The 14,740-nt window shown below is 32.3% G+C and carries 14 protein-coding genes and 1 tRNA gene; 7 read left to right on the forward strand and 8 right to left on the reverse strand.

The features are described from left to right. Window positions 1-15: 15 nt before the first annotated feature. The 3 genes from BXU10_RS00355 to BXU10_RS00365 all read left to right on the forward strand — a co-directional run bounded on the left by BXU10_RS00355 (window position 16) and on the right by BXU10_RS00365 (window position 1,582). A complete protein-coding gene (locus tag BXU10_RS00355) occupies window positions 16-666 on the forward strand; it encodes a hypothetical protein (RefSeq protein ID WP_123921929.1) in 651 nt (216 codons plus the stop codon). A gap of 51 nt (window positions 667-717) precedes the next feature. Beyond that, window positions 718-1,101, forward strand: coding sequence for a hypothetical protein (locus tag BXU10_RS00360; RefSeq protein WP_123921930.1), 384 nt, complete (start codon window positions 718-720; stop codon window positions 1,099-1,101). Window positions 1,102-1,213: 112 nt separating this feature from the next. Then, window positions 1,214-1,582: a hypothetical protein gene (locus BXU10_RS00365; protein WP_031455587.1), complete on the forward strand. Its 369-nt coding sequence runs from the start codon at window positions 1,214-1,216 to the stop codon at window positions 1,580-1,582. Between the two features lie 107 nt (window positions 1,583-1,689). Here the strand turns inward: BXU10_RS00365 and BXU10_RS00370 are convergent, their stop codons facing one another. After that, window positions 1,690-1,968, reverse strand: a complete 279-nt coding sequence (locus BXU10_RS00370) for a hypothetical protein (RefSeq protein WP_078225647.1) — start codon at window positions 1,966-1,968, stop codon at window positions 1,690-1,692. Between the two features lie 316 nt (window positions 1,969-2,284). On the opposite strand from BXU10_RS00370, the gene BXU10_RS00375 reads away from it, so the two are divergent. Then, on the forward strand, window positions 2,285-3,649 hold the full coding sequence (locus BXU10_RS00375; protein ID WP_078225648.1) for a hypothetical protein: 1,365 nt from the start codon (window positions 2,285-2,287) through the stop codon (window positions 3,647-3,649). Between the two features lie 43 nt (window positions 3,650-3,692). Here the strand turns inward: BXU10_RS00375 and BXU10_RS00380 are convergent, their stop codons facing one another. Further along, the gene (locus BXU10_RS00380) at window positions 3,693-4,892 is read right to left on the reverse strand and encodes a PQQ-binding-like beta-propeller repeat protein (protein WP_078225649.1); all 1,200 of its coding nucleotides are present in this window, start codon (window positions 4,890-4,892) and stop codon (window positions 3,693-3,695) included. Window positions 4,893-5,092: 200 nt separating this feature from the next. Then, the gene (locus BXU10_RS00385) at window positions 5,093-5,890 is read right to left on the reverse strand and encodes a winged helix-turn-helix domain-containing protein (protein WP_223255363.1); all 798 of its coding nucleotides are present in this window, start codon (window positions 5,888-5,890) and stop codon (window positions 5,093-5,095) included. A 231-nt stretch (window positions 5,891-6,121) separates the two neighbouring features. Between BXU10_RS00385 and BXU10_RS00390 the strand changes: the two genes are divergently transcribed. Further along, window positions 6,122-6,718: a hypothetical protein gene (locus BXU10_RS00390; RefSeq protein WP_078225651.1), complete on the forward strand. Its 597-nt coding sequence runs from the start codon at window positions 6,122-6,124 to the stop codon at window positions 6,716-6,718. Between the two features lie 241 nt (window positions 6,719-6,959). Here the strand turns inward: BXU10_RS00390 and BXU10_RS00395 are convergent. Further along, window positions 6,960-7,030: transfer RNA gene (locus tag BXU10_RS00395), tRNA-Gln, on the reverse strand. Between the two features lie 248 nt (window positions 7,031-7,278). On the opposite strand from BXU10_RS00395, the gene BXU10_RS00400 reads away from it, so the two are divergent. Continuing rightward, window positions 7,279-10,557, forward strand: coding sequence for a DUF2723 domain-containing protein (locus BXU10_RS00400; protein WP_078225652.1), 3,279 nt, complete (start codon window positions 7,279-7,281; stop codon window positions 10,555-10,557). Between the two features lie 92 nt (window positions 10,558-10,649). Continuing rightward, complete coding sequence (locus tag BXU10_RS00405; RefSeq protein WP_078225653.1) at window positions 10,650-11,285, forward strand: polysaccharide deacetylase family protein; 636 nt, start codon at window positions 10,650-10,652, stop codon at window positions 11,283-11,285. 19 nt (window positions 11,286-11,304) lie between these two features. Here the strand turns inward: BXU10_RS00405 and BXU10_RS00410 are convergent, their stop codons facing one another. The 4 genes from BXU10_RS00410 to BXU10_RS00425 all read right to left on the reverse strand — a co-directional run bounded on the left by BXU10_RS00410 (window position 11,305) and on the right by BXU10_RS00425 (window position 14,732). Next, complete coding sequence (locus BXU10_RS00410; RefSeq protein WP_078225654.1) at window positions 11,305-11,604, reverse strand: co-chaperone YbbN; 300 nt, start codon at window positions 11,602-11,604, stop codon at window positions 11,305-11,307. 73 nt (window positions 11,605-11,677) lie between these two features. After that, window positions 11,678-12,913 (reverse strand): metallophosphoesterase, encoded by a 1,236-nt coding sequence (locus tag BXU10_RS00415; RefSeq protein ID WP_078225655.1) that lies wholly within the window; start codon window positions 12,911-12,913, stop codon window positions 11,678-11,680. 174 nt (window positions 12,914-13,087) lie between these two features. After that, window positions 13,088-13,288, reverse strand: coding sequence for a hypothetical protein (locus BXU10_RS00420; RefSeq protein WP_078225656.1), 201 nt, complete (start codon window positions 13,286-13,288; stop codon window positions 13,088-13,090). A gap of 100 nt (window positions 13,289-13,388) precedes the next feature. Then, the gene (locus BXU10_RS00425; RefSeq protein ID WP_223255364.1) at window positions 13,389-14,732 is read right to left on the reverse strand and encodes a cell wall metabolism sensor histidine kinase WalK; all 1,344 of its coding nucleotides are present in this window, start codon (window positions 14,730-14,732) and stop codon (window positions 13,389-13,391) included. Window positions 14,733-14,740 lie beyond the last annotated feature (8 nt).

Raw genomic sequence — 14,740 nt, forward strand, 5'->3', positions numbered from 1 at the left:
TAATTAAATCAAAAAATGCAGAAACGAAAGAGAATATATTACTCAGCAGGATTAATCAGTATCATACTGCTTCCTATTTTATGCTTAATTCATATCAAAAACAGTAAGCCATTTAGAAATAGCTATTCGATGAGTTTTCAAAATTGGGACGGACAGGAAAATTCAGAATTCTTTAAAAATAATATAGCTTTTTTAAATACTAAAAAATTTACGACTGTTGCCTTAACGGGCAATACTATTTCGGATAGTATTAAATTAGAAGAGGCTCAAAAAAACATCCAAGTATTAGTGAAATCAAAGGATTCGGTTAGCGGAATTAAATTTCACTTTGGGCAAAAATCGCAATACTGGACTTATATTAGAGTTTTGGATATTATAAACATAGAACAAGGAGGGAATTATTTTAGTTATAAAAATGATATATTATTCACAAATCCAAAGCCCCCAAAACCTGTAAAATTTGACAAAAATGCAGAGCCTTTGCGAATTATTATTTGTGGTTCTGGTGGTTTTGATTCTGACTTTGAAGAAGATGTGTGGGGGCCAATATGGCAAAAAACAATTGAAATAGGCAAAAAATATTACCTGCCTATTATAGCGTATATCCTGATGCTATTTTTTACTTTTAGAAGAATCGTAAAAGAATATAAAGAGCCTGTAATATGAAATATTCAGATGGTAAATTTATTAAAGTTAAAAACAATAGATAAACAAAAAATGAAAAAAATCAGTATTGCCCTGTTGGGAATTTTAGCAGTAATTTTAGTTGGATGCAGTGGTTCAGATACCTATCGAGGTTCATGGAAAGCAACCGATTCGAAAGGCGTAAAGTCTGATTTATTTTTCAATGCCAAAGATTTTACAGTAACAAACAACAGTGGAAAAAAAGAAAAATTTGAATATACCCAAAATTCTGTTGAAGTTATAAATTCAGTTTCTACCTATGGAATTCAATTGGAAGATGGAAGAGGCTATAAAATCAGTTTTCCGAAATCTGATGACGAAAGTATAGGGATAATTACGGATCAAAATGGAAATCCGTTATACGCCATCAGCAGAAAAAAATATATCAAATACGAAGATATTTTTAAATTGTATTAAGATAGAAAACAGCTTTGTTTGTTGTTTGGTTTGTTATAAATAATTGACTACAAGTATTTTGTGTTTATTTTTTTTTGTAACTTGTTTCCTGTTTAACCTATAATCTAAAATCATGAAAAAATCTAACTTATTTATTTATGTGATTGTATTATTAGCAGTATTAATGGTTTCATGTCATAAAGGACGAAACAAATTGGTAAATTCATGGAAAATCACCAATGTGGAAGCAAAATTACCGCTTTCGGATTCTTTAAAAAATGAAATTCTTACTAAAGGAACCTTAACTTTTACAGAAGACGGACATGTAACAGGTTATCTTCAAAGTGAAATAACAGATGGTACTTTTGTTTTAAGTAAAGGAGGGAAAAGTTTAGTGATTAAAGACGAAACGGGAACTCCTTACCCTTGCGAAAGCACTATTACAAGTGACAAGCTCATATTAGAGAGTAAAGAGATGAAAATCACACTAGATAAAATATAATAATTAAAACCCTCCCAAAATCAACTGATTTGGGAGGGTTTTAATTACATGTTTGGATGAGATTTTTTTAAATAGTAATCATTTATCAATTTCAGAATTAATCCCAATTATTGTTTTTTGAAACGGCAATTTTGCCTACTCCCATAAAAAAAAACATACTCGAGCTCAAAGAGATACAGACCAAGTACTTCTATAGCCCATCTACCTGTTTTCCATAGAGAATATTTCAGAACTGTGAGCCATAAAATGATCATTAAACAATTGAAAGCGTATACAGCCGCCGTAATTATGGTTCTGAAATCAATTAAAATAACAATAGGAGTAAGCGCTTCAACTCCTGACATTCCATAGGCAGGAAAATCAGAAAGTCCTTTTTTTGAAAGCATTGTTTTAATGAATTTTAAACCGTCACTAAATTTCGAAATACGAAGGAAGAGTATTAAAACGATAACCGTACTAGAATTATTTTTCGGCGATTTAAAGCATATTTAGATAAAATAATGCGGGTAATGTATCAAAAAAGTAATTAATTTTTGTAGTAAAATTAATTTTATATTAGCGCATAAGAAAAGCTGACTCATAACTTTAGATGATTTGTATATCAATACTTAAAAGTTTACTGAGAGACTATAGCTGTAAACCGTTATTTTAATCTGAATTGCTGAAAAAATGAAATCAATTAACCAAAAATAAACAATATTGATGAATGCTGTACTTTGGGAAGAAGTTTTAAAATTTGAATTGGATAATCCAAATGATGAATATGGTTTTTTGACTAGATTAGCTTTTGATAATAAATGGACTATACATTTTGCAAAAACTGCAGTCCTTGAGTATAAAAAATTCATGTATCTGGCCGCTGTTACTAATGAAATGGTTTCACCTTCAGAAATCGTCGATATTGTCTGGCATCAACACCTCATTTTCACGGGTTCATATTCTGATTTTTGCTCACTATTGTCTAAAAGGATTGAACATATTCCGTCGACTCATAACCGGTCTGAGGCAGAGAAATTCCATAAGGCTAAAGAAAAGACAAGAGAATTGTATGAGCAGAATTTTGGAAAACAACCTCAGGAAATTTGGGAACATTCGAATGCACTTGATTCTTTAGGTTTAGATAGAAGCAAGATTGAAATTGTCAGACTTAAAAAAGTGTTTTTAGGATTATTTGCACTTCTCATTTTCCCAATTTATTATTGTGTCAAGCCAGTTTTAATACAAATTCAGAATCCTGATTTTTTGATTTTTTATATTTTATTGTTTGCAGTGGTAATCACTTTGTTGATGCGCTTTGTAAAAACAGCCTTAAATTCCTTTTATGAGAATATAAAATCAAATTTAATTTTGTTAAATCTTAGTCCTTTTGAACTTGTTTTTCTTCAAAAAAATAAATTAGAATTTGTTATTCACGGGGTTGTAAATAATTTAATCAGCAATAATAAAGTGGAGGTTTTAGGGAATAATAGGCTGAACCTCATTGATGAAGGGTTAACTGATAATAAATATGAAAATTGTGTTATTGAGATCATGAAAGAATATGAGCCCATGCCTTATCCTCAATTGTTTAAAATAGTATCCCAAAAACCAATATTTGGACAATTAGAAAAAGCAGTTGTTGGAATTAGGCAAAAAATTACAGAATCTAAGCAATTTATGCAAATTATAAAAAGTGCTATGTTGATTTTGGGTCTGGTTTTAAGTATTGGTTTTAGCAGACTTGTTTCGGGTGTTTTAAGAGATAAACCAATTACTTTTTTGCTTTTTGTGCTTTTTGCATTAGTGATAATATCTAATTTTTATTTTCACAAAATAATAGATTACTTGTTTAGTGATACAATTCCTATGTCTTTTAAAGATGAAAAAAAGAGTACTGAAGCTGAAAAAGACTGGCAATGGAATTATTTTCTGTATGGAGAAGTGATACTGGCAACTTCTTTCATTCCTTTAACAGGTTATGTAAACAGAAATGCAGGTTCAAACGGAGGATCTGGCTGTGGAAGTTCTTGCGGAAGCTCCTGCGGCAGTTCTTGTGGTAGTTCCTGTGGCGGGTGTGGTGGAGATTAAGAAGAAAAGAAGCTACTCATTACTGAAACAGCTTCTTTTTTTGCTATCGAATTATTTTTAAATATCCGCTATAGATGTCGTCCTTAATAGAGGTTCTCATGTACATCATGTTTTCGTCTTTTGTTTCAAATTCAAATTGAATTAACCCGGCATCACAATAATAAAACACGGACACATCATCCGGAAATTCAAGATTTGAAATAGGTAAGGTTGTTAGTTTTGCTTCGAATAATAGTTTACCATTCTCTAAATCTATCTGAAAAAGTTTTCCTTTACGGGTATAGCCCCAAAGCGTATCATCATGTTCAGTAATGTATTGAATATTATCTTCCATAAAATCAGTTTTCCATATCTGAGTACCTGTTTTTGAGTCAACAGAATATACAGAAGAAACTGTTGAACCTTGTGTCCCAAAATATATTTTTTTGTCTTTGCAAAATATACGTTCCTTAATGTTGTATTGATTTTCGTCTAATTTAAATTGCCACAGATTATCTAATTTATTAGGGCCTAAAGCAAAAAGTACATCCTTTTCATTTGCTATAAATACATTTTCACCATCTGTTACAGGTTTTCCGTTCATAGCGGTCTCGAAACTTCTTTGAGAGAGAGGTTTACCTGTGTTTGCTTCAAAACTGTAAAAACTGGATCCACTTGGTGTAAAAATTTTATTGTCAAAATAGAGAGCCGGAATATCGTTATTTAAGCTGTCAAACTTATAATTCCATACTAAAGCTCCATTTTTTATATCAAGAGCATAAATATTGCCGTTCTGAGCATTTACATAAAGTTTTCCATTATTTACGATTGGAGTTTGATTTTTGAGTATGATCTTATCTGTGCTATTTCCTATTCTGGATTTCCAAAAAACATCACCACTTTGGTTGTCAATTGCGAAAATTTCACCGTTAATAAAAGGAACGTATACAACACCGTCATGTAGCGTTACTGCATTTGCACACATTTCTGTATAGGAATCAGTTGCTTTTACAGTCCATACAATTTGTTCGGAATCTAAATCAAATGAAAAAAGGTTGCCATCGTAATCATAAATCAGGATTCCATTATCGTATAACGGAACTTTTGCAAACGGATTTATGATTTTGTTTGTGACTACATCATTAATTGGTGAAACTTCCTCATTAGAAGGATTCGTTTTGCCAGGTTCTGAAACGGTTGGCACTTGTCCAAAGACATTTATAACTGTAAATACAAATAAAAGAATTATGAGTTTTTTTTTCATTTTTAAAGTTTTGGTTGATGAATTGATTTCTTTACAGCAATAAAGTTGCCAAACAAAACAATATCTATGTCAAATGTAATAAAAAATTATTACAGCGTTTTTAGAAGAAAATAACCTTGGGGAAAATCCTGTTTTTTAACAGATGAGATGTGAATACACTCAATGTCTTCTTCTAAAGTAATTTAGGGTAATGTGGTACTTTACTGACTGCTAATTTCAAGCTTATATCCTTTGCTGCGTATAACAACAATGTTGATATTTGGATCTGATTCTAGTTTTTTTCTAAGCTTAGATATAAACATATCCAAACTACGGCCTACAACAACACCTTCATCTTCCCATATCTCTTTTTGCAGGCGGCTTCTCTCTATGGTCGAGTTGGGTGACAATGCAAAGATGAGCAATAAACGGGTTTCCGTTCCGGTCAGGTCTGTTGTGTTTTCATTTATAATGAGCTTCCGATTCTTCGCGTCGAACAGCACCGAGCCTAAAGTGTACATATTAGTGTATTGACTCTCGGGCAAAACTTTTCGTGGCTTAACAGATCTCAAAAAAATAAATCCGGTAAATACTAAAAATGACAGGCTGCCCAGAAGATATCCGTTTTTTGCAGTATTTATTCCCGTCGGTTTGAATTTAATATTCATCATGTAACATGCTTTGGGTTGCTTTCTTCCTATACATGTTACAATATCATCTTTTTTATTTTTGGAGATGGCATATCCATAAACTATACTGGAGTTGCCGCAGTTCAGGATGTTAACAACATAATCACTTGCGAGCGGGTCTTTTGCCAACAAACGCCGGGTTATATTCACTAGTGAGGCCGGTTGAAAAGTAAGATCGTTCTCAAACCTGATCTGGTATTCATTTTCGGCGATCTTTTTTACCGCTAGCACCCTTGATATACTATCGCCCGACTCTAAAAGTAGTTCGTGTCCAATCTTGCGGAGTAAAACTTCTCTTTTGGCAAAGTCAAAGTCTTCACGATCTTCCATACTGAAAGCGGCACAGATTATACAGATAAACGAAAGTAATAGTGACCCGAACACGTATTTGCGTTTTCCTGAGATTAGATTTCGACTAAGTTGCATTGTGTCAAGTTTTTATTTACAAAGTTTACATTTTTATTTACAATTTTAATCTCTCAAACCGAAAAATATCAAAGTAATTTCGCTGCATAAACTTTAAGAGATAAAACTATATTATTAATTAAATCTACAAAAAACATGAAAAAAATAATTTATGTGTTGATCTTACCTCTGGTTGTGGTAAGTGGACTTGTATTTAGCTTCGCTCCGTTTCCCAATGGCTCGGATGCTAATCGTGAAATTAAAAACGAGACTTCTAAAAAGTCAATCCCAAATCCCCTCTCTGCTGCTGAAAGAAAAACGGTGTTAAAAAAATGGGAGGCTACCCCTGATGGTATAAGGTACAAAAAATGGGAAGCATCTCCTGCGGGTAAAAAAGTGTATGCAAGTGCTGCCAAAATAAGGATGGCTGTCAGGGATTATACCAATATGAAGGGAGTTGTAACGTCTCTTTCTCTTCCACCAGGTTCAAGATTAGGTTTCGGAGTGATGGTCAGGATTAATGGGGATGATTATATACTTAGTTTTGGGTCGGAAAAGTCTGATAATAGTTTTTTAAACTTTAACAATGAATTTCAGCAATTGCATAAACTGAAAGTTAACGACAAAATAATTATAAAAAGCCATGCGGTATCACATGCTCCCAAGTATTTATATCCAATAGTATCGGGAGATTATGTAGAATTAGATAGTAAAATAATTTATAAGCGTGCACCTCGCAACGGCGGTTGCTGAGTAAATCAGGAAAATTCTATGACCTTTTAGCTGATCAGGCTATATCGGATTCTATTGAATTTCATATTAAGATCACCGCAAAAAAAATCTGAATACTGAATGTGTTATTATGATGACATCATTCTATTTATGCTTAAAAAATGCATTGATTCGTTTTGGCATTGATTTCAAACTTCTTCTGTCTTTTTTGGAGGAAAAAATTGGCATAAAAAAAAGCCTCTCAGTTGAGAGGCTTTTTATGTTGGTCTACAAGGACTCGAACCTTGAAAGACTGCACCAAAAACAGTTGTGTTACCATTACACCATAGACCAATAATATAGCGGTTAAGCGAGTGCAAATTTAAAGCTTTTTTTAGTTTGCGCAAATTTTTTTGATAAAAAATTTAATTATTTTTTGTTTTTTTTTCTTTCGAATTCGTAATAAAGTTACAAGTATTTCACAAACAGCAGGTTACTTTTGCTAAATACTTTTGTAGAATTTTTTGTTAATGCTCGTTTCTTTACACAAAAAAACATTTTCTTTGTAACATAGAAAACATACAAAATTTTAACATCTAAATATGGCACAATTCAATTTCAATAAATGGAATACAATTATTGGTTGGTTTGCATTTGCAATCGCTTTAATTACCTACACACTAACTGTTGAACCAACCATGAGTTTCTGGGATTGTGGCGAATATATTGCCACAGCAGCTAAACTTGAAGTTGGCCATCCACCAGGAGCACCGTTATTTCAAATGATGGGTGCCTTTTTTGCGATGTTTGCTTTAGATAATCAACATATTGCTGTAATGGTAAATATGATGTCTGTTTTTTCAAGCGCTTTTACTATTTTGTTTATGTTTTGGTCATCCTCAATGATTTTAAAAAAAATCATTGCACGTTTTGCAGAAATCGATCAAAATAATTCAATTGTAATATTGGGAAGTTCTTTTGTTGGGGCTTTAGCGTATACGTTTTCAGACAGTTTTTGGTTTAATGCTGTTGAGGCTGAAGTTTATGCCATGGCTTCTTTATTAATCGCGTTGCTTTTTTGGCTTGGATTGCGTTGGGAACAGGATATGGATAAACCAAAAGGAAACAAATGGTTATTAATCATTTCTCTTGTTGTTGGACTTTCGTTTGGGGTTCACTTTATGGCTTTATTGACAATTCCTTCTATAGGATTTCTTTATTACTTCAAACACTACGAAAAAGTTACTATAAAAAACTTCATTATTGCCAATGTTGTAGTGATAGGTATTTTGTTGTTTATCTTTAAATTACTTCTTCCTTTAACAATGGCTTTTTTCGGTAAGACCGAAATTTTTATGGTTAACAGTATGGGACTTCCTTTTAACTCAGGAACCATTTTCGTTGCTTTGCTCTTTATTGCTTTCTTTTATTTTGGTTTAAAATTTACCAAACAAAAAGGGCTCATTTTCTACAATACCATTATTCTTTGTATCTTATTCATTTTAATTGGTTTTTCTACCTGGATGATGCTGCCTGTACGCGCAAATGCCAATACAGTTATCAACGAAAACAAACCATCAGATGCTATAGAAGTTCTTGCTTATTATAATCGTGAACAATATGGAGTAAATCCTTTATTTTATGGCCCTCAATACACCGAGGTTTTTGCCGGATTAGATGCCAAAACCCCTTATTTGGACAAAGCGCCTAATTACGAAAGGGATTATAAAACCGGTAAATACATCATTACGAATAATTATAAAAATGCAGATCAAAATAGTGATGATAATCAAAAAACAATTCTGCCTAGAATGTGGAGCACAGAAACAGCTCATATTCAAAATTACATCAACTTTACAAATCCGCCACAATTTAAAATAAACCCTAATTACCCTTACGAGGATGATTTAGCAAAGTACGGAATTGATGCTAGTCAGTTAAGTGAAGATGAATACAATAAAGCCACTGCTCAATTACGTAATGAAGTTGAGAAAACGGTTCACGAATTCAGACAGGCTTATGCTCAAAAGCAAATTGATAACGAAGGGTATATCAAGTTTTTAAGAAGTTATGGGGATTATTTAATTATCGAAAAACCAACAACTGTTGATAATTTCAGTTTCATGTTTGAATATCAGTTTGGATATATGTACTGGAGATATCTGATGTGGAATTTCGTTGGAAGACAGAGCGATGTTCAGGGAAAATATGATAATTTAGACGGAAACTGGATCAGCGGAATCAAAGCTTTAGATTCAGTACATTTGGGCTCACAAGACAATCTGCCTTCTGACGTACTAAATAATAAAGGACGAAATGCCTACTATTTCCTTCCTTTTATCCTGGGATTAATAGGATTGATGTATCATGCCAATAAAGATCTTAAAAGTTTTTATGTTCTTTTGGCGCTGTTTCTGTTTACAGGAATTGCACTGAAAATTTACTTAAACGAAAGGCCTTTTGAACCTCGTGAAAGAGATTATGCCTTGGTTGGTTCTTTTTATGTGTTTGCAATCTGGATAGGATTTGGAGTTTATTCATTATATGAGACCATTCAAAAATATCTGGCTCCAAAAATTGCCGGTCCAATTATTATTGCCGGAAGTTTATTGGCAGCCCCTGTTTTAATGGCTTCTCAAAACTGGGATGATCATGACAGATCAGGCAAATATACAGCTGTTGCAATGGCAAAAGCATATCTGAGTTCATGCGACAAAGACGCTATTTTATTTACCATTGGAGATAATGACACTTTCCCATTGTGGTATGCACAAGAAATTGAAGGTATTCGTACCGATGTAAAAATTGTAAACACAAGTCTTTTTATGACCGACTGGTATATTGACCAAATGAAAGCCAAAGCATATGAGTCAGATCCTTTACCAATATCTTTTACACATGATGAATATGTTGGAGATAAATTAGACTATGTAGCTCATATTCAAAAAGTGGAAACACGTTGGAATATTAATGATTTCATTACTTTTATTAAGCATCCTAAATCGACTGTTACTTTACAAAACGGTCAAACCATTCACTTTTTCCCAACTAATAAAATAAGGGTTCCGGTTGATAAAAATACAATTATCAAAAACAAAGTGATTAATCCTAAATACAATGATTCTATAGTTCCCTATTTGGATATAGATATTAAAGGGACTTCGATATATAAAAATCGCCTAATGATGTTAGATATCTTAGCAAATAATAACTGGAAGAGACCAATTTATTTTAGCGGCGGTGCTTTTGATGATGAAGATTATTTATGGCTGAAAGACTACTTACAGCTTGACGGAATGGTATACAAATTAGTTCCAATCAAAAATACACCTTCAAAAGATGGAGGGCCAATGGATATGGGGCAAATTGATGCTGATAAAATGTATGACATCGTAACAAAATGGGATTGGGGTAATAGCAATGGAGATATTTATCATGACCCTGAAACCAGAAGAAACAGTATTACTTATCGTACCAATCTTTCTCGCTTAATGAATCAGCTTATTGCTGAAGGCAAAATCGACAAAGCTAAAAATATAATCAATCTTGCCATGACGAAAATGCCGTTAGACAAATATGGATATTATTCATTAGTAGAACCTTTTGCGGGCGGTTATTACAAAGTAGGAGAAAAAGAAAAAGCCCAGGATTTGCTAAATAAATTGGTTCAAAAATACAAAGAGAACCTGAATTATTATGGAACCTTAAGCGGTGCTGATCAATCTGATCTGGCCATTGACATAATAACAGATATAGAACGTTACAGAAGCTTGCTTCAGGTTATGAAAGAAAATAAAGACAATGCTTTTTTTAACAATCATAAAACAACCTTTAATACGTATGTAAATGTATTTGAACGTTTTGGTCGTGAAAAAGAATAATATACGAAAAAGATATTGATTAAAAAAATGCAGCGCTGTTAGATAAATAGCGCTGCATTTTTTAATTTTACATATCTCTAAATTGTTTCAAAATGAGCTTTTATTGGGTCAAAACAAATTCATTTATAAAAAGGGTATTTTCTAAATATTGTTGGGATATTCCAAACAAAGAAAAGAAAATATACCTAACATTTGATGATGGTCCGACTCCCGAAGTTACAGACTGGGTTTTATCTGAATTGAAGAAATTTGATGCAAAAGCGACTTTTTTCTGTATTGGAAAAAACATTAATGCAAACACTTCTTTGTTTGAAAAATTAATTTCAGAAGGTCATTCAATAGGAAATCACACCATGAACCATGCAAATGGATGGAAAAGCAAAACAAATGATTATATTGAAAATGTAAAAAATTGTGCTGCTGTATTGGCCGGGAAAAAACTGAGTAGCTCACTATTTCGTCCTCCTTACGGAAAAATCAAAAAGGCACAATCTAAAATCTTACGAAATTTAGGCTATAAAATAGTGATGTGGGATGTTTTAAGTGCCGACTTTGATCAAACTATTACACCTGAAAAATGTCTGGAAAATGTTACTAAAAATGTAAAATCCGGAAGCGTAATTGTTTTTCATGACAGTATAAAAGCATCACAAAATTTAAAATTTGCACTACCTAAGACTTTAAGCTATCTAAAAGAAAATGGATTTGTATTTGATGTTGTCAGCTAAAACAATCCCTGGTTTTTCATTAGCCAAGCTGTTCCTGAACGATTCCAATAATGGTATTAGCATCCAATTCACCGGATTGTCTCCAGATCATTTGGCCTTCTTTGTAGATCATCAGAGTTGGAAGTCCTTTAATTCGTAGAGCTTCTGCTAATTCCTGATTTTTATCAACATCTATTTTAATTACCTTGGCTTTATCACCAAGCGCTGCTGCTACATCCTTGATTACAGGATGCATAGAAACTGATGATTCGTTCCAGTCTGTGTAAAAATCTATTAACACTGGAACCTGAGCATTTATTAGTTCTCCAAATTTTGACATAAAACCAAAAATTTAAATTTTTAAATCTACTAAAAAGAGATTAACATTATACAAATGTAGCATTTTTACCGAATTAAGCCACATTGTTACCCTTTTTTAGTTCAATAACCGTGATTTCCGGCATAATACCAACACGCCCCGGATAGGCATGAAAACCAAATCCTCTGTTTACATAAATGTACCTTCCTAAATTTTCGTAAAGCCCTGCCCATTGCTTGTAAATGTATTGTGCCAGACTCCATTTAAAATATCCTGGAATTTCAATACCAAATTGCATTCCATGAGTATGTCCTGATAATGTTAAATGGAAGTTTTTAGGGTGGTTTTTAATTTCGGCCTCCCAATGGCTTGGATCGTGACTCATTAAGATTTTAAAATCATTCTGAGCAACTTCTGCAGACGCTTTATTTAAGTCTCCGGCTTTCTTAAAATTCACCCCCCAGTTTTCTACTCCTATCAACGCCATTTTATCATTCCCTTTTTGAATATAAGTATGCTCGTTCAGCATTAATTTAAAACCAATTTGTCCGTACAGGTTTTTTATTTCCTGAAAATTTTCATCCTTTTGTTTCTCTGAAGGCCAGGTAACATATTCTCCATAATCATGATTTCCTAAGATCGAAAACTTGCCGTATTTGTACTCTTTTATCCGGTTAAAAGCATTGATCCAGGGATGCATTTCTTTAGCATGTGTATTAACAATGTCCCCGGTAAATAAAATCATGTCAGATTCCTGCTCGTTAATTAAATCGATAGCATAATTTATTTTTTCTGAATCGTCAAAACTCCCACTGTGAGCATCTGAGATCTGAGTAATTTTAAATCCATCAAAAGCATCCGGCAAATCAGGAAAAAAAATAGTTTGTTTAAAAACTTTAAAATTATATTTTCCTTCAAAAATTCCGTAAATCAACGACAAAAAAGGAACTGCAGCCAATCCTAAAGCAATTTGACTAACAAACCTTCGTCTGTCCGGCATCATTTCTTTTCGTGGTGCATTATACATGAAATAGTTTAAGATACTAGCTCCTATTCTAAAAATGTCTTCTCCAAACAAAATAAGCGTAATTACAATTTTAGGAACATAAACCAATAACATTAAACCCATTGTAAACATGGTATATTTGGTTTGCCCAACTGAACGGTCAAATTGCGTAAAAGAATAGATGATAAAAACCAAAAGTAATACACTGATTAGCTGATAAGCCATTAAAACCCATCGTAATTTGATTAAAGTGCGCAAGGCCTGGTAAGAATAGAACTCAATAAATAAAAAAAGAGCACACAGAATTATAAAACGAAGAATCATTATTTACAGTTTTAAACAAAGTAACAAAGAATGAAAATTTTACCGCTTTCTATTATCAAAATTTTAACTCAATAAACAGCAAAAAGCTGATGAATTACTCCATCAGCTTCCGCTACAATTTTTTTTTTAACCTTTTATAATCCACAACAAAGTCTGACTTGCAAACTTTACTGTTTACTTTTGAACTTTTGCAGCTTCTGGCTTAACAGCATTAGTTTCTGTTTTTTTGTCAGCTTTTGCTTTTTTATGTTCTTTCTTATTAGGCTTAGTAGCCTTAACTTCTTTTGATGCTGTTGTTTGAGCAGGAGTTGTTTGGGCATTTACCATTGCAGCTGTTCCTATAACAAACACTGCAAACATTACTAACTTTTTCATAATTGTCTATTTGTTTAATTTGTATTGTTTCATTTATTTGATTCAAAGATAGAATCGCTAAATGAAGACAAAATGAATATTGAGGTTTTCAGGAAAAAAATTAACTTTTAATTTTATCTTCAGTTTCGGAAAACAATAAAGTGAATGTTGTTCTCTTATTTAAAATAGAGAAAATCTTAATTTCAATATGATGAAAAACAGCGATACTTTTAGCAATAGCCAATCCAAGTCCCTGTCCTTCCTGATCAGAACTCACTCTTGCAAATCGGTTAAAAATATTCTCGATTTGAGATTCACTTAACCCAATACCGGAATCTTCTATCGCAATAAAATATTGATTGTTTAAAAAACCATCAGAAACCATAATGCTTCCATCAGTTTTATTATACTTTATGGCGTTTGTAACCAAATTATAAAACAGGATATGAATTAAGGTTTTATTTCCTGTAAAAGAAAAATCATCTTTCATTTTATTGACAAACGCAATTCTTTTATCATCAATTCGATCCTGAAGATCTTCTTTCAGATCATTAATTATTTCCTTAAAATTAATGTGTTCATTTGATTCGTATTGGTTGTTTTCAATTCTTGAAATCAGTAATAAATTATTGATAATTTTTTTTAACATGTCTAACGTTTTCAAAGAACCTGCAATTTTATCAATGGCATTGTCATTTAAAGATTCATTTTGCAGCAAATTTTCCAGCTTATTTTTTAATAAAGCAATTGGCGTTAAAAGCTCGTGGGAAACATTCGAAATAAATTGTTTTTCTTTTTTAAAAACTTCAGCGATACGATCCATCATTTGATTCAAAACAAAATCAAGTTCTTTAAAATCTCTGGATTTTGCATTAATAGGCGTGTGATCAAAAGCTTCCGGTTCGTTGACACGCCTTATTTTAGTATCAATAATTTTATAAAAAGGCTTCAGTAAATATTCGATATAAACGGTATCCGCCAAAAAAGTAATCAAAAGAATAACAACCAAAACGATAATAATAAAAAGCCTAACACTAAACGTAAGGTCGTTTACTTCGCTGAGACTACTTCCAATTTCAAGCTGATAATCCTGATTTCCATAAGTAAAATGATATTGCAGAATTCTATATTCATTTTCTTCTCCTTCTATAATTCGGTTATCATTACTAAAAGTTGTTTTTTTCTGACTGGGTTTTGAAGACAATCTGGAAAGAACCAAAAACTCGCTGTGTAAAGTAGTAAACTGCGAATATGTTTCGGTCGAATCATCTGAATTTTCTATAAGATCATTAATTTCCTTTTGATTGAGGAGGTCAATAAATTTTTTCTTTTTTTCGATCAATCCATTATTTATGTGCCGATACACAACATTTTCAACCAAAATGGGCAGCATTAACCACAAAACCAAAATAACCAACAGTCTTGTCAGTGCATTAAAAATGGCTAATTGATGTTTTATTTTCACAAAAAATT

This window comes from Flavobacterium sp. LM4 (assembly GCF_002017935.1).
Taxonomy (GTDB): domain Bacteria; phylum Bacteroidota; class Bacteroidia; order Flavobacteriales; family Flavobacteriaceae; genus Flavobacterium; species Flavobacterium chungangense.

Coding starts and splice junctions, on each gene's coding strand:
- BXU10_RS00355 (WP_123921929.1), top strand. CDS start 16: ATGCAGAAACGAAAGAGAATATATTACTCAGCAGGATTAATCAGTATC.
- BXU10_RS00360 (WP_123921930.1), top strand. CDS start 718: ATGAAAAAAATCAGTATTGCCCTGTTGGGAATTTTAGCAGTAATTTTA.
- BXU10_RS00365 (WP_031455587.1), top strand. CDS start 1,214: ATGAAAAAATCTAACTTATTTATTTATGTGATTGTATTATTAGCAGTA.
- BXU10_RS00370 (WP_078225647.1), bottom strand. CDS start 1,968: ATGCTTTCAAAAAAAGGACTTTCTGATTTTCCTGCCTATGGAATGTCA.
- BXU10_RS00375 (WP_078225648.1), top strand. CDS start 2,285: ATGAATGCTGTACTTTGGGAAGAAGTTTTAAAATTTGAATTGGATAAT.
- BXU10_RS00380 (WP_078225649.1), bottom strand. CDS start 4,892: ATGAAAAAAAAACTCATAATTCTTTTATTTGTATTTACAGTTATAAAT.
- BXU10_RS00385 (WP_223255363.1), bottom strand. CDS start 5,890: ATGGAAGATCGTGAAGACTTTGACTTTGCCAAAAGAGAAGTTTTACTC.
- BXU10_RS00390 (WP_078225651.1), top strand. CDS start 6,122: ATGAAAAAAATAATTTATGTGTTGATCTTACCTCTGGTTGTGGTAAGT.
- BXU10_RS00400 (WP_078225652.1), top strand. CDS start 7,279: ATGGCACAATTCAATTTCAATAAATGGAATACAATTATTGGTTGGTTT.
- BXU10_RS00405 (WP_078225653.1), top strand. CDS start 10,650: ATGAGCTTTTATTGGGTCAAAACAAATTCATTTATAAAAAGGGTATTT.
- BXU10_RS00410 (WP_078225654.1), bottom strand. CDS start 11,604: ATGTCAAAATTTGGAGAACTAATAAATGCTCAGGTTCCAGTGTTAATA.
- BXU10_RS00415 (WP_078225655.1), bottom strand. CDS start 12,913: ATGATTCTTCGTTTTATAATTCTGTGTGCTCTTTTTTTATTTATTGAG.
- BXU10_RS00420 (WP_078225656.1), bottom strand. CDS start 13,288: ATGAAAAAGTTAGTAATGTTTGCAGTGTTTGTTATAGGAACAGCTGCA.